This window comes from Mycobacterium sp. MAC_080597_8934 (genome assembly GCF_000523975.1).
In the GTDB taxonomy this organism is placed as follows: domain Bacteria; phylum Actinomycetota; class Actinomycetes; order Mycobacteriales; family Mycobacteriaceae; genus Mycobacterium; species Mycobacterium avium.
Window position 1 is genome coordinate 163,379 of the sequence record NZ_JAOS01000019.1, and the last position, 13,795, is coordinate 177,173.

Annotated in this window: 13 protein-coding genes; 2 read left to right on the forward strand and 11 right to left on the reverse strand. The window is 70.9% G+C overall.

The genetic code is table 11. From position 1 onward, the window contains the following. Positions 1-82 precede the first annotated feature (82 nt). The 4 genes from coaBC to mihF form a co-directional block, all read right to left on the reverse strand. Entirely contained in the window at positions 83-1,357 is a 1,275-nt protein-coding gene (gene coaBC, locus NF20_RS09610) for a bifunctional phosphopantothenoylcysteine decarboxylase/phosphopantothenate--cysteine ligase CoaBC (protein ID WP_011725438.1), read from the reverse strand. Between the two features lie 21 nt (positions 1,358-1,378). Continuing rightward, the gene (rpoZ, locus tag NF20_RS09615) at positions 1,379-1,705 is read right to left on the reverse strand and encodes a DNA-directed RNA polymerase subunit omega (protein ID WP_009977666.1); all 327 of its coding nucleotides are present in this window, start codon (positions 1,703-1,705) and stop codon (positions 1,379-1,381) included. Positions 1,706-1,781: 76 nt separating this feature from the next. Next, positions 1,782-2,453: a guanylate kinase gene (gene gmk, locus NF20_RS09620; RefSeq protein ID WP_023861214.1), complete on the reverse strand. Its 672-nt coding sequence runs from the start codon at positions 2,451-2,453 to the stop codon at positions 1,782-1,784. A gap of 85 nt (positions 2,454-2,538) precedes the next feature. Continuing rightward, a complete protein-coding gene (gene mihF, locus NF20_RS09625) occupies positions 2,539-2,853 on the reverse strand; it encodes an integration host factor, actinobacterial type (protein ID WP_003872557.1) in 315 nt (104 codons plus the stop codon). A gap of 478 nt (positions 2,854-3,331) precedes the next feature. On the opposite strand from mihF, the gene NF20_RS09630 reads away from it, so the two are divergent. After that, the gene (locus NF20_RS09630; RefSeq protein ID WP_003872558.1) at positions 3,332-3,754 is read left to right on the forward strand and encodes a TOBE domain-containing protein; all 423 of its coding nucleotides are present in this window, start codon (positions 3,332-3,334) and stop codon (positions 3,752-3,754) included. Positions 3,755-3,759: 5 nt separating this feature from the next. On the opposite strand, the gene pyrF is transcribed toward NF20_RS09630, so the two are convergent. From pyrF to pyrR, 7 genes are all read right to left on the reverse strand, one after another. Continuing rightward, positions 3,760-4,584 carry an orotidine-5'-phosphate decarboxylase gene (pyrF, locus tag NF20_RS09635; protein ID WP_011725440.1) on the reverse strand — a complete coding sequence of 275 codons (825 nt, stop codon included), beginning with the start codon at positions 4,582-4,584 and terminating at the stop codon, positions 3,760-3,762. Continuing rightward, positions 4,581-7,934, reverse strand: a complete 3,354-nt coding sequence (gene carB / locus NF20_RS09640) for a carbamoyl-phosphate synthase large subunit (protein ID WP_011725441.1) — start codon at positions 7,932-7,934, stop codon at positions 4,581-4,583. Before carB ends, pyrF begins: the two co-directional genes overlap by 4 nt. Beyond that, positions 7,934-9,055: a glutamine-hydrolyzing carbamoyl-phosphate synthase small subunit gene (gene carA, locus NF20_RS09645; protein WP_009977672.1), complete on the reverse strand. Its 1,122-nt coding sequence runs from the start codon at positions 9,053-9,055 to the stop codon at positions 7,934-7,936. The genes carB and carA overlap by 1 nt, the downstream gene beginning before the upstream one ends. After that, positions 9,052-9,564 carry a hypothetical protein gene (locus NF20_RS09650; protein ID WP_009977674.1) on the reverse strand — a complete coding sequence of 171 codons (513 nt, stop codon included), beginning with the start codon at positions 9,562-9,564 and terminating at the stop codon, positions 9,052-9,054. Before NF20_RS09650 ends, carA begins: the two co-directional genes overlap by 4 nt. Positions 9,565-9,625: 61 nt before the next feature. Beyond that, the gene (locus NF20_RS09655; RefSeq protein ID WP_009977676.1) at positions 9,626-10,918 is read right to left on the reverse strand and encodes a dihydroorotase; all 1,293 of its coding nucleotides are present in this window, start codon (positions 10,916-10,918) and stop codon (positions 9,626-9,628) included. Next, complete coding sequence (locus NF20_RS09660; RefSeq protein ID WP_003872564.1) at positions 10,915-11,871, reverse strand: aspartate carbamoyltransferase catalytic subunit; 957 nt, start codon at positions 11,869-11,871, stop codon at positions 10,915-10,917. The genes NF20_RS09655 and NF20_RS09660 overlap by 4 nt, the downstream gene beginning before the upstream one ends. Next, positions 11,868-12,440: a bifunctional pyr operon transcriptional regulator/uracil phosphoribosyltransferase PyrR gene (gene pyrR / locus NF20_RS09665; RefSeq protein WP_009977677.1), complete on the reverse strand. Its 573-nt coding sequence runs from the start codon at positions 12,438-12,440 to the stop codon at positions 11,868-11,870. The genes NF20_RS09660 and pyrR overlap by 4 nt, the downstream gene beginning before the upstream one ends. A gap of 140 nt (positions 12,441-12,580) precedes the next feature. On the opposite strand from pyrR, the gene NF20_RS09670 reads away from it, so the two are divergent. After that, positions 12,581-13,786 carry a serine hydrolase domain-containing protein gene (locus tag NF20_RS09670; protein WP_009977678.1) on the forward strand — a complete coding sequence of 402 codons (1,206 nt, stop codon included), beginning with the start codon at positions 12,581-12,583 and terminating at the stop codon, positions 13,784-13,786. The last annotated feature ends 9 nt before the right edge of the window (positions 13,787-13,795 follow it).

The following is a 13,795-nucleotide window of genomic DNA, read 5'->3' on the forward strand; positions in this document are numbered from 1 at the left end:
AAATAGTTAGTCAACCGAATTATATCGGCCCGCATCAGCCCGGCCGGCACCCCGTCCCGGTGCCGGGAAGAACTCGACCGCTTTACCCGCTGTCCCCGTGCAGGAACGCGGCGATCGCATCCACGATACGACTGGCCATCAATGTCTTGGAGCCGTGCTGCAGTGCGGACTCGGTGCCGTCGGAGGCCAGCAGCCAGCCGTCGTTGCTGTCCACCTCGAACGCGCGGCCCTCGCCGACGGCGTTGACCACCAGCAGATCGCAGCCCTTGCGCTGCAGCTTGGCCCGGGCGTGAAACAGCACGTCGCCGCTGGCGTCGCCGGTCTCGGCGGCAAAGCCGACGATGGCCCGCATGTTGGGCAACTGCCCGTGGGCGCGGGCCCGCACCGCCCCGGCGAGCACGTCGTCGTTGCGCACCAGCTCGATCGTCGGGGGCGCCGTCTCATTCGAGGCGCTCTTTTTGATCTTCGCGGCGGCAACGTGCGCGGGCCGGAAGTCGGCGACCGCGGCGGCCATCACCAGCACGTCGGCCTCCGGGGCGCGCTTGGACACCGCGTCGCCCAGCTGGGCCGCGGAGCTGACGTGGACGACCTCGACACCGGCGGGATCGATCAGCCCGGCGGTGTGCCCGGCGATCAGGGTGACCTCGGCGCCGCGCTGGGCCGCCACCCGCGCCACGGCATAGCCCTGCTTGCCAGAGCTGCGGTTGCCGATGAAGCGCACCGGGTCGACCGGTTCGCGGGTGCCGCCGGCGGTGACCAGCATCTTGCAGCCGGCGAGGTCGTAGGGCAGCGCGTCGTGGCGTTCCAGCAGCAGGTGGGCCAGGGTGGTGATCTCCTCGGCTTCGGGCAGCCGGCCCGACCCGCTGTCCGTCCCGGTGAGGCGCCCGGCGGCGGGCTCGAGCACCACCGCGCCCCGCCGGCGCAACGTGGCCACGTTGTCGACGGTGGCCGGGTGCAACCACATCTCGGTGTGCATGGCCGGCGCGAACAGCACCGGGCATCGGGCGGTGAGCAGCGTGGCGGTCAGCAGATCGTCGGCCCGGCCGTGCACCGCGCGCGCCAGCAGATCCGCCGTCGCCGGCGCCACCACGACCAGGTCGGCCTGCTTGCCGAGCTGGACGTGCGGGACCTCGGGAACGTCGTTGAAGACGCCGGTGTGCACCGGCTGGCCGGAGAGCGCCTCAAAGGTGGCCGCGCCGACGAAACGCAGCGCGGACTCGGTCGGGATGACCCGGACCGAATGACCGGCCTCAGACAGCTGGCGGACGACGGTGCACGCCTTGTAGGCGGCGATGCCGCCGGAGACGCCGACGACGATCCTCGCGGCCCGTGTAAAAGCCCGATTGCGGTCGTACACAGCGCGCCCGGCCCGGCCCCGTTACTCGCCCTCGGTGTGCTCGAGCAGGTCGCCGTGGATCTCGCGCAGCGCGATCGAAAGCGGCTTCTCCTGCAGCCCCGGCTCGACCAGCGGGCCCACGTATTCGAGGATGCCCTCGCCGAGCTGGTTGTAGTAGTCGTTGATCTGGCGAGCCCGCTTGGCCGCGTAGATGACCAGCGCGTACTTGCTCGAGACGCGGTCCAGCAGCTCGTCGATGGGCGGGTTGGTGATGCCCAGCGGGGTGTCGTAGGCGCCCGGGCCCCCGGCGGACGGATCGAACCGGTCGGGGACGGCGGCCAGCGCCGCGTCGGACTGCGAGTTAGTCACGTAGGTCAATCTCCTGGCGGATTGGAGCGGCTCGTCGCTACCGGAAAGCCACTGAAAAATATTGAGGATTCGGTGCTCAATCGGGATGGGAGGTGCTCTGGCGCCCGGTCCGGCCAGACGTATCGTGCCGGTCCGGCGCAGTTCCCACCAGCAAGGATACCAATTCGGCGCAGGCAGACTCCAATCGACTGTTGACCACCACCCGGTCGAAGTCGTGTTGGGCCGCCATTTCGACGCGGGCGGTCTGCAGGCGCCGGGCGATGACCTCCGGGGTTTCGGTGCCCCGGCCGATCAGCCTGGCCTCCAGGTCCTCCCAGCTGGGCGGGGCCAGGAACACGGTGAGCGCCTCGGGCATCGCCTTCTTCACCGCCCGGGCGCCGGCCAGGTCGACCTCGATCAGCACCGGGCAGCCCCGCGCGACGGCGGCCCGCACCGGCGCGGCCAGGGTGCCCGACCGGTGCAGCCCGGAGTGGATTTCGGCCCACTCCAGCAGCGCGCCCTCGTCGATGAGCTGCTGGAATCGGGCGGGGCTGACGAAGTGGTAGTCGACGCCGTCGACCTCGCCCGGCCGCGGTGCCCGCGTCGTGGCCGAGACGGAGAAATGCAGGTTGGGGACCCGCTCGCGCAGGCACCGAACCACTGTCGATTTGCCGACCGCGGAGGGACCGGACAGCACGACCACACGTCCGTCACCTGATGGTTCGGGACGCGTCCCATGCCGGACGTCCGGTCCCCCGTCGGCAGTCACGGGCGCTCCCGGTCGGATGCGCCCACGGCTCGGGTCCGATGGCCCGCCTCCTCAGGCCGTGCGGCCTGCATCGTCGGCGGGCGGGTTAGGAGCCGAACTTTTCCAGCAGAGCCTTGCGCTGACGATCGCCGAGACCGCGCAGGCGGCGGGTGGGGGCGATCTCCAACTCAGTCATGATTTCCTGCGCCTTGACCTTGCCCACCTTGGGCAACGCCTCGAGAAGCGCCGAAACCTTCATCTTGCCCAGGACTTCGTCGGTCTCGGCGTCCTTGAGCACCTGACTGAGGTTGGTGCCGCCGCGCTTCAGCCGGTCTTTGAGCTCGGCTCGGGCTCGACGTGCGGCAGCCGCCTTCTCCAACGCGGCCGCGCGCTGCTCGTCGGTCAACTGGGGAAGGGCCACGATTCCTCCGTATCTGATCAATCAATCTCAATCGATCTCTTTGTGTCTCTGCCGGGTACTTCAGCCAGCGGAGACGACCGTACTCAGGCCTCCTGACGAAATCTAACCCGCCCCCCTGCTTAACGGGGCAAACTCCCAGCATGTACCGGCGTGTGGGGGGCCGCGGCGACGTGGCGTGCGACGTCGATCGAGGTTGCGCGCGGCGCCGCCGGGGCGGCTCCCGCATGGTCGTTTCGGGCCGTCGCCGCGCCCGCGACCTGCGGCTTTGACGTTTCCCGGCGGCGTGGGCCCGCGGCGCCGGGGTGGTTGCGCGACGCGGCACCGGCTGCGGCGGGCGCCCGGTGCGACGGATCACGTATTCGTCACGGCGTGTCGCGCGTGTCGCGCTGCTGGTCGATAGCGGGTCGATCGCCGGTCACGGCGGGTCACGGCTTCGCTTGCGGCCGATCCGGGGGTCGCGATCGGATACCATCGGGGCGTGTCGAACCTGCGAATTCGCCAGGCGGCTGAGCTGCTCGGCGTCAGCGACGACACGGTGCGCCGCTGGATCAACCAGGGCGCATTGGAGGTCGGTCACGACGCCGCCGGCCGCAAGGTGATCGCCAGCGAGGACCTGGCCCATTTCTCCCGCACCAACGCCCCCGCCCCGCCGGCCGACCCGCTCAGCATCGGCAGCTCGGCCCGCAACCGGTTCGTGGGCCTGGTCACCTCGGTGGTCAGCGACAAGGTGATGACCCAGGTCGAGATGCAGTGCGGCCCGTTCACCGTGGTGTCGCTGATGAGCACCGAGGCCGCCGAGGAGCTGCAGCTGCGCCCCGGCAGCGTCGCGGTGGCCGTCGTCAAGGCCACCACCGTCATCGTGGAAACCGCCCGGCCCAGCACGACCGTCGCGTCGGACTGAGTCCGCTACACGTCCAGGTAGGCGACGGCGTCCAGCATCCGGTCGGCCGCCCCGCGCAGCTCCGCCACGTCGGGACCGGCCCGCAGCACCTCGCGGGCCACCGCGGGCAGCAGCTGCCCCGGTTCCGCCCCGCCCAGCCCGGCCAGCGCCTCGGGCCGCCCGCCCTGCACGCCGAGCCCGGGCACCAGCACCGGGCCGCCCAGCGCGCTCAGATCGGGCGGCTGCAGCACCGTCGCCCCCACCACGACGCCGACGTAGCCGGGCCCGGCCGGGTTCGTCGACCGATTCACCACCGCCGCCTGGTCGACCACCAGCTGGGCCACCGTGCGGCCGTCGAAGGCGGCCCGCTGCACGGTGGCGCCCTCCGGGTTGGAGGTGGCCGCCAGCACGAACACCCCGCGGTCGTGCGCGGCGGCGGCTTCCAGCAGCGGCCGCAGCGAGCCGAACCCCAGGTAGGGCGAGGCCGTCACCGCGTCGGCGGCCAGCGGCGAGTCACCGGCCCAGGCGGCGGCGTAGGCGGCCATGGTGGTGCCGATGTCGCCGCGCTTGGCGTCGGCCAGCACCAGCACCCCGGCCGACCGCAGCGCGGCGATGGTGCGTTCGAGCACCGCGAATCCGGCCGCGCCGTAGGCCTCGAAGAACGCCACCTGCGGCTTGACGACCGCGAATCCGGCGAACGCCTCGACGCAGATGTCGCAGAAGGCGGCTAGCCCGTCGGCGGTGGTCGGCAGGTCCCACGCCCGCAGCAGCTCGGGGTGCGGGTCGATGCCCACGCACAGCGGCCCGCGTTGCGCTTTCGCGGCGGCCAGCCGGGCGCCGAACCCGGTCACCGCGGCCCCTTGTCCGAGGCGATCTGGCTATGCAGTTCCTGCAGGCTGCGCACCCCGATGTCGCCGCGGATGCCGGCCTCGATGCCCTGCACGGCGGCCGAGGCGCCCTGCACGGTGGTCACGCAGGGAATGTTGACCGACACTGCGGCGGAACGGATTTCGTAGCCGTCGATGCGCGGGCCGGAGTTGCCGTAGGGCGTGTTGATCACCATGTCGACCTCGCCGGCCTTGATCGCGTCGACGGCCGACATCTCGGGGCGGCCGGGCTGCGGGTCCTCGAAGTGCTTGCGCACCTCGTCGCAGGGAATTCCGTTGCGGCGCAACATCTCCGCGGTGCCCTCGGTGGCCAGCACCCGGAAACCCAGGTCGGCCAGCCGTTTGACCGGGAACACCAGTGAGCGCTTGTCCCGGTTGGCGACCGACACGAACACGGTGCCCTGGGCCGGCAGCGACCCGTAGGCGGCGGTCTGACTCTTGGCGAAGGCGCTGCCGAAGTCGCGGTCGATCCCCATCACCTCGCCGGTGGACTTCATCTCCGGGCCGAGCAGCGAGTCGATGCCGGCGCCCTCCACGGTGCGGAACCGGTGGAAGGGCAGCACCGCCTCCTTGACCGCGATCGGGGCGTTCAGCGCGGCGTGCGCGCCGTCCCCGGACGCGGCCAGCATTTCCTCCGCGCGAAGCTGGGATATGGTGGCGCCCAACATGATCCGTGCACACGCCTTGGCCAGCGGGATGGCGGTGGCCTTCGACACGAACGGCACCGTGCGGCTGGCGCGCGGGTTGGCTTCCAGCACGTAGAGCACGTCGTCCTTGAGCGCGTACTGCACGTTGAGCAGCCCCACCACCCCGATGCCGTGCGCGATGGCCTCGGTGGCGCGCCGCACCTTCTCGATGTCGCTGCGGCCCAACGTCACCGGCGGCAGGGCGCACGCCGAGTCGCCGGAGTGGATGCCGGCCTCCTCGATGTGCTCCATGATGCCGCCGATGTACACCTCGGTGCCGTCGCACAGCGCGTCCACGTCGATCTCGACCGCGTCCTCGAGGAAGCGGTCGACCAGCACCGGATGCTCGGGTGAGAGCTCGGTGGCGCGGGTGATGTAGTCGCGCAGCGTCTCCTCGTCGTAGACGATCTCCATGCCCCGGCCGCCCAGCACGTAGGACGGCCGCACCAGCACCGGGTAGCCGATGTCCACGGCGATCCGGCGGGCCTGCGCGAAAGTCGTTGCGGTGCCGTACTTCGGCGCGGGCAGGCCGGCCGCGGTCAGCACGTCGCCGAAGGAGCCGCGGTCCTCGGCCAGGTCGATGGCCTCCGGCGGGGTGCCCACGATCGGCACGCCCGCGTCGGCGAGGCGTTGCGCCAGCCCGAGCGGGGTCTGCCCGCCGAGCTGCACGATGACGCCCACCACGCCCGGGCCGCCGGCGCCGGACTGCTGCTCGGCCCGGAACACCTCGAGGACGTCCTCGAAGGTCAGCGGCTCGAAATACAGCCGGTCGGCGGTGTCGTAGTCGGTGGACACCGTCTCGGGGTTGCAGTTGACCATCACGGTCTCGAAACCGGCCTGGCTCAACGTCGTCGCGGCATGCACGCAGCTGTAGTCGAATTCGATGCCCTGGCCGATCCGGTTGGGGCCCGAGCCGAGGATGAGCACCTTCGGCCGCTGCGGCTGCGGGGCGACCTCCGTCTCGGCGGCCGGGTCGAGTTCGTAGCTGCTGTAGTGGTAGGGGGTCTTGGCCTCGAACTCGGCCGCGCAGGTGTCGACCGTCTTGTACACCGGGTGCACGCCGAGGCGTTCGCGCAGCGACCGCACCCCGTTCTCGCCGGCCAATTCCGGTCGCAGCGCGGCGATCTGGCGGTCCGACAGGCCGTGGTGCTTGGCCCGCCGCAGCAGGTCGGCGTCCAGCACGGGGGCGCCGATCAGCTCGCCGCGCAGCGCGACGAGTTCGCCGATCTGCGCGATGAACCACGGGTCCACGCCGCTGGCCTGCGCGACCCGTTCCACCGGGGCGCCCAGCCGCAGCGCCAGCTCGAGGTCGTAGAGCCGGCCCTCGGTGGGCGTCTGCAGCCGGGCCAGCACGTCGTCGAGGCCGCCGTCGGGGTCGGGCTTGGTCCAGAATCCGGCGCGGCTGGTCTCCAGCGAGCGCATCACCTTGCCCAGCGCCTCGATGAAGTTGCGGCCCAACGACATTGCCTCGCCGACGGATTTCATGGTGGTGGTCAGCGTGGGGTCGGCGCCGGGGAACTTCTCGAACGCGAACCGCGGCGCCTTGACCACCACGTAGTCCAGGGTGGGCTCGAAGCAGGCCGGCGTCTCCTTGGTGATGTCGTTGACGATCTCGTCCAGGGTGTAACCGATGGCCAGCTTGGCGGCGATCTTGGCGATCGGGAACCCGGTGGCCTTGGAGGCCAGCGCGCTCGAGCGCGACACCCGGGGATTCATCTCGATGACGATCAGCCGGCCGTCTTTGGGGTTCACCGCGAACTGGATGTTGCAGCCGCCGGTGTCCACCCCGACCTCGCGCAGGATCGCGATGCCCAGGTCGCGCATCCGCTGGTATTCGCGGTCGGTGAGCGTCATCGCCGGGGCGACGGTGACCGAGTCGCCGGTGTGCACGCCCATCGGGTCGACGTTCTCGATCGAGCACACCACGACGACGTTGTCGTTGCCGTCGCGCATCAGCTCGAGCTCGAATTCCTTCCAGCCGTAGATGGATTCCTCGATCAGCACGTTGGCGCTGGGGCTTTCGGCCAGCCCGGCGCCGGCCATCCGGTCGACCTCCTCGACGGAGCGCGCCATCCCCGAGCCCAGGCCGCCCATGGTGAAGCTGGGCCGCACCACCACCGGCAGGCCCAGCTCGGCGACGGTCTCGCGCACCTCGTCCATGGTGAAACACACTCGGCTGCGGGCGGATTCACCGCCGACCTTGGCGACGATGTCCTTGAACCGCTGCCGGTCCTCGCCGCGCTGGATGGCGTCGAAGTCGGCGCCGATCAGTTCCACCCCGTAGCGGTCCAGCGCCCCGTTCTCGTACAGCGCGACGGCGGTGTTCAGCGCGGTCTGCCCGCCCAGGGTGGCCAGCAGCGCGTCGATCTTGTTGCCCCGCTCGGCCTGCTGCGCGATCACCCGTTCGACGAAGGCCGGCGTGATGGGCTCGACGTAGGTGTGGTCGGCGTACTCCGGATCGGTCATGATCGTGGCCGGGTTGGAGTTGACCAGGCTGACCTGCAGGCCCTCGGCCTTGAGCACCCGGCAGGCCTGGGTGCCGGAATAGTCGAACTCGCAGGCCTGCCCGATCACGATCGGGCCCGAGCCGATCACCAGGACGTGGTTGAGGTCGGTGCGCCGGGGCACTAGCGGTCCCCTTCCATCAGCTCGATGAATTGGTCGAAGAGGTAGTTCGCGTCGTGCGGGCCGGCCGCCGCCTCCGGGTGGTACTGCACCGAAAATGCCCGTCCGTCAGCGAGTTTCACGCCCTCCACCACCCCGTCGTTGGCGCAGGTGTGGCTGACCACCGCCGCGCCGAACGGCGTGTCGAAGGCCTGGCCGGCCTCGCCCTGCAGCGCGAAGCCGTGGTTCTGCGCGGTCACCGCCACCCGCCCGGTGGCGTGGTCGATCACCGGGATGTTGATGCCGCGGTGACCGAACACCATCTTGTAGGTGGACAGGCCCAGCGCCCGGCCCAGGATCTGGTTGCCGAAACAGATGCCGAACAATGGGATTCCGGCGCCCAGCACCTCGCGGGTGACCGCCACGATGTGGTCGGCGGTGGCGGGGTCGCCGGGCCCGTTGGACAGGAACACGCCGTCCGGCCTGAGGTCGGCGATCTGCTCGAAGGTCGCCGACGAGGGCAGCACGTGGCTGCGGATGCCGCGACGGGCGAAGTTGCGCGGCGTGTTGGTTTTGATGCCCAGGTCCAGGGCGGCGACGGTAAACCGCGGCGGCCCTTCGGGTTCCACGATGTAGGCGTCCGGCGTGCTGACCTCGCCGGCCAGGTCGGCGCCCAGCATGGACTGCTGGCCGCGCACCCGCTGCACCAGTTCGTCCGGATCGGCCAGGGCGTCACCGGAGAACACCCCCGCCTTCATCGAACCGCGGGTCCGCAGGTGGCGCACCACCGCGCGGGTGTCGATGCGAGCGATGCCCACGATGCGCTGGCGGATCAGCTCGTCCTCCAGGCTTCCGGTGGCGCGCCAGTTGGACACGCGCGGCGACGGGTCGCGCACCGCGTAGCCGGCCACCCAGATCTTGTCGCCGCGGCTCTCGGCGTCCTCGCCGTTCCAGCCGGTATTGCCGATCTGCGGCGCGGTGGCCACCACGATCTGGCGGTGGTAGCTGGGGTCGGTCAACGTCTCCTGGTAGCCGGACATGCCGGTGGAAAACACGGCCTCGCCCAGGGTTTGGCCGATCGCCCCGAACGGTGTGCCGGTGAAGACGCGGCCGTCCTCGAGCACCAGTTGCGCCTTGCCACTCACGAACGCCGCTCCTCCCGCCCCGGCTGCAGCCAGCCGTCGTATTCGCCCCGGTTGTTGGCCCGGAAGCCGGTGTCGATCTCCACGCCCGACGGCAGCCGCCACCGGATCGCCAGAATCGAGTTGCGGGCCGCGACCTTTCCGGCCATGCCCCGCTCGGTGCGGACCGCGCTGATCGACTGCTGGGGGATCCAAATCGGGGTGGCGCGAATGCGTTCCAGCAGGATCCCCTCCGGGTAGCGGGTCAGCGCCGCCTTGCTCCGGTAGCCCAGATCGCCGGCCGTCACCCGGTCGTTCCAGGCCGGCGACAGGGTGCACCCGACATAGACGCCCTGCAGGGTGGCCGTCGCGGTGCCGACCTTGTCGGGCACCCCGGGCAGCTCGCCGATCAGCTCGGCCTGCCGCCGGGCGCGGCGCACCCAGCCGCGCATCATCAGCTGGATCACGACCGCGATCACCACCACCAGCACGGCCGCGAAGATCAGCGAGCCCACCAGCGTGCCGGAATTCATTGGCCCCGCTCCTCCTCAGTGCCGCCGCTCATGCGGCGCACCGCATCCTCGCCGGCGCGGTTCATACCGGGCACTTCCCATCGCGGGCGGTGACCTTGCCGCGCAGCAGGGTCGCGGTCACGGTGGCCGGCAGCGTCATCGCCTCGTAGGGGGTGTTGGCCGACCGGCTGGCCAGGTCCGACCCGGCCACCGTCCAGCTGGCGTCGGGGTCCACCACCGTCAGGTTGGCCGGCTCCCCCACCTCCAGCGGGCGGCCGTGATCGGGCAGATTTGCGATGCGCGCGGGGTTTTCGCTCATCACCTTGGCGACGTCCCGCCAGGTCAGCAGCCCTGGGCGGACCATCGTGTGGACCACGATCGACAGCGCCGTCTGCAGCCCCAGCATGCCGGGGCGGGCCGCAGAGAACTCCACGCACTTCTCGTGCTCGGCGTGCGGCGCGTGATCGGTGGCCACACAGTCGATCACGCCGTCGGCCAGCGCCCGGCGCAGCGCGGCCGCGTCGGCCGCCTCGCGCAGCGGCGGGTTGACCCGGTTGCGCCCGTCGTAACTGGCCAGCCGGGAGTCGTCCAGCATCAGGTGGTGCGGGGTGACCTCGGCGGTGATCGAGATGCCTTGCTGCTTGGCCCATTTCACGATCTCGACGGTGCCCGCGGTGGAGGCGTGGCAGATGTGCACCCGGGCGCCGGCGTCGCGGGCCAGCAGCGCGTCGCGGGCGACGATCGATTCCTCGGCCGCCCGCGGCCAGCCCGCGAGTCCCAGCCGGGCGGCGGTGGGCCCCTCGTGGGCGACCGCGCCGACGGTCAGCCGCGGCTCCTCGGCGTGCTGGGCGATGAGCACGCCCAGGCCGGTGGCGTATTCCAGGGCGCGGCGCATCACCAGCGGGTCGTGCACGCAGACGCCGTCGTCGGAGAACATCCGCACCTGCGCGGCCCCCGCCGCCATCATGCCCATCTCGGTGAGTTCCTTGCCGGCCAGACCCATGGTGACCGCGCCCACCGGGTGCACGTCGACCAGGCCGACCTGCTGGCCCCGGTGCCATACGTGGTCGGTGACCACCGGGCTGTCGGCGACCGGGTTGGTGTTGGCCATCGCGAACACCGCGGTGTAGCCACCCAAAGCCGCAGCGGCCGAACCGGTTTCGATGTCCTCGGCGTATTCGCGGCCCGGCTCGCGCAGGTGGGTGTGCAGGTCGACGAACCCGGGCAGCAGCACCTGGCCGGTGGCGTCGATGACGTCGGCGGTGTCGGGGATGTCGAGCCCGGCGCCGATGTCGGCGATCTGCCCGTCGTCGACCAGGACATCGACCCGGTCGCCCTCGCCGTACAACCGGACTCCGCGCAGCAACACGCTCATGCGGCGATCTCCTCCGCGCCCACCAGCACGTGGAACAGCACCGCCATCCGCACGTGCACACCGTTGGAAACCTGTTGCAGCACAGCAGATTGCGACGAGTCCGCCACCGAGGAGGCGATCTCCATGCCGCGCAGCATCGGGCCCGGGTGCAGCACCACGGCGTGGCCGGGCAGCATCGCCTGGCGGCGATCGGACAGCCCGTACAGGGACGAGTACTCGCGCACCGACGGGAAGAAGCCACCGTTCATCCGCTCGGCCTGCACGCGCAGCATGAGCACCGCATCGGCGGCGGGCAGCTCGGCGTCGAAGTCGTTCGACACGGTCACCGGCCAGCCCTCGACGCCGACCGGCAACAGCGTCGGCGGGGCGACCAGCACCACCTCGGCGCCCAGGGTGGACAGCAGCATCACGTTGGAGCGGGCCACCCGGCTGTGCAGGACGTCGCCGACGATCACCACGCGCCGGCCCTCGATGCCGCCGAGCCGCTGGCGGATGGTCAGCGCGTCCAGCAGCGCCTGCGTCGGGTGCTCGTGGGTGCCGTCGCCGGCGTTGATCACCGACGGCCCGGCGTCGCTGGAATCGCCGTTGCCGCAAGTCCATTCGGCAAGCAGGTGCGCGGCGCCGGAGGCCGGGTGCCGGATGATCAGCGCGTCGGCGCCGGCCGCCCGCAGCGTCAGGGCGGTGTCGCGCAGCGACTCCCCCTTGCCCACCGAGGACCCGGCGGCGCTGACGTTGATCACGTCGGCGCTCATCCACTTGCCGGCCACCTCGAAGGACACCCGGGTGCGGGTGGAGTTCTCGTAGAACATGGTGACGACGGTGCGGCCACGCAGCGTCGGCAGTTTCTTGATCTCGCGGCCCACCAGCGCCTGGGCGAACCGGTCGGCGTCGTCGAGGATGGCGGTGGCGTCGTCGCGGCTCAGGTCGCCGGCGGCGAGCAGGTGGCGGGTCATCGCGAGATCACCACCCCGTCGGCGCCGTCGTGCTCGGCCAGCAGCACGTGCACGCTCTCGCTGCGCGAGGTGGGGACGTTCTTGCCGACGTAGTCGGCGCGCAGCGGCAGCTCGCGGTGACCGCGGTCGACCAGCACCGCCAGTTGCACCACCCGGGGGCGGCCCACGTCGCGCAGCGCGTCCAGTGCCGAGCGCACCGAGCGGCCGGAGTAGAGCACGTCGTCGACCAGGATCACCAGCGCGTCGTCGATGCCGCCGGCCGGGATCGAGGTGGCCTCCAGCGGCCGCGGGGGTTTTTGCATCAGGTCGTCGCGATACAGGGTGATGTCCAGGGCGCCGTGGCCGACCTCGACCCCGCTGTATTCGCCGATGTTGCGGGCCAGCCGGTCGGCCAGGGTGACGCCGCGGGTCGGGATGCCCAGCAGCACCACCCGCGGCCCGTCCGGACCGTCCAGCGCGGTCTTTTCGATGATCTGATGCGCGATGCGGGAAACGGTGCGGCCGACGTCGGCCGCCGACATCAACTCCCGGGAATCACCGGACGAGCCGGTGTTGCCCGCAGCACCCATGCGAAACTTGACCTCCTTCTCCGCCTCACCGGACGGATCGTTAAAGGATGTCGACTGCACGGCAGCGTAGCACTAATTTCGCGGGCGACCGCGCGCGGCGGCCGTGGCGGCCCGCCCGCTAACCTGACCAGGTGAATCGCGTGACCCTCGACGCCAACAGCGTCTCCATCCGCGAAGTGTGCGACGCCGGCCTGCTGGCCGGGGCGGTGACGATGGTCTGGCAGCGCGGAGAACTGCTGCAGGTCAACGAGATCGGCTACCGGGACGTGGAGGCGGGGCTGCCGATGCGCCGCGACACCCTGTTTCGCATCGCGTCGATGACCAAACCGGTGACCGTCGCGGCGGTGATGAGCCTGGTCGACGCGGGCAAGCTGAGCCTGAAGGATCCGGTCACGCGCTGGGCGCCGGAGCTGGCCGGCGTGCGGGTCCTCGACGACCCGCACGGCCCGCTGGACCGCACCCACCCGCTCGACCGCGCCATCCTGATCGAGGACCTGCTCACCCACACCAGCGGGCTGGCCTACGGATTCTCGGTGTCCGGGCCGATCTCCAAGGCCTACATGCGGCTGCCGTTCCAGCACGGGCCGGACGCCTGGCTGGCCGAGCTGGCCAAGCTGCCGTTGGTGCACCAACCCGGCGAGAAGGTCACCTACAGCCACTCGATCGACCTGCTGGGTGTCATCGCCGCCCGCATCGAGGACAAGCCGTTCCACCAGGTTCTCGACGAACGGGTGCTGGGCCCGGCGGGCATGACCGACACCGGGTTCTTCGTCTCGCCGCAGGCGCGGCACCGGGCGGCGACCATGTACTCCCTCGACGAGCACAGCCGGCTGCAGCACGGCGTGATGGGCCCGCCGCACGTCACGCCGCCCGCGTTCTGCAACGCCGGCGGCGGGTTGTGGTCGAGCGCCGACGACTACCTGCGCTTCGTGCGAATGTTGCTGGGCGACGGGACGATCGACGGGGTGCGGGTGCTCTCGGAAGAGTCGGTCCGGCTGATGCGGACCGACCGGCTCACCGAGGCGCAGAAGCGGCACAATTTCCTGGGCGCGCCGTACTGGGTGGGCCGCGGCTTCGGGCTGAACCTGTCGGTGGTCACCGACCCGGCAAGGAGCATACCGCTTTTCGGCCCGGGCGGGGTCGGCACGTTCAGCTGGCCCGGCGCCTACGGGACGTGGTGGCAGGCCGACCCGACGGCCGAGCTGATCCTGATCTATCTGATCCAGAACCTTCCCGACCTCACCGTCGACGCCGCCACCGCCGTCGCCGGCAACACGTCGCTGGCCAAACTGCGCACCGCCCAGCCCCGGTTCGTCCGCACCACCTATCGCGCGCTCGGCCTTTGAACCGCACCG

Bases quoted from the DNA above. Each gene is read 5' to 3' on its own strand.
- NF20_RS09650 (WP_009977674.1), bottom strand. From the start codon at position 9,564: ATGAATTCCGGCACGCTGGTGGGCTCGCTGATCTTCGCGGCCGTGCTG.
- NF20_RS09655 (WP_009977676.1), bottom strand. From the start codon at position 10,918: ATGAGCGTGTTGCTGCGCGGAGTCCGGTTGTACGGCGAGGGCGACCGG.
- NF20_RS09660 (WP_003872564.1), bottom strand. From the start codon at position 11,871: ATGACCCGCCACCTGCTCGCCGCCGGCGACCTGAGCCGCGACGACGCC.
- pyrR (WP_009977677.1), bottom strand. From the start codon at position 12,440: ATGGGTGCTGCGGGCAACACCGGCTCGTCCGGTGATTCCCGGGAGTTG.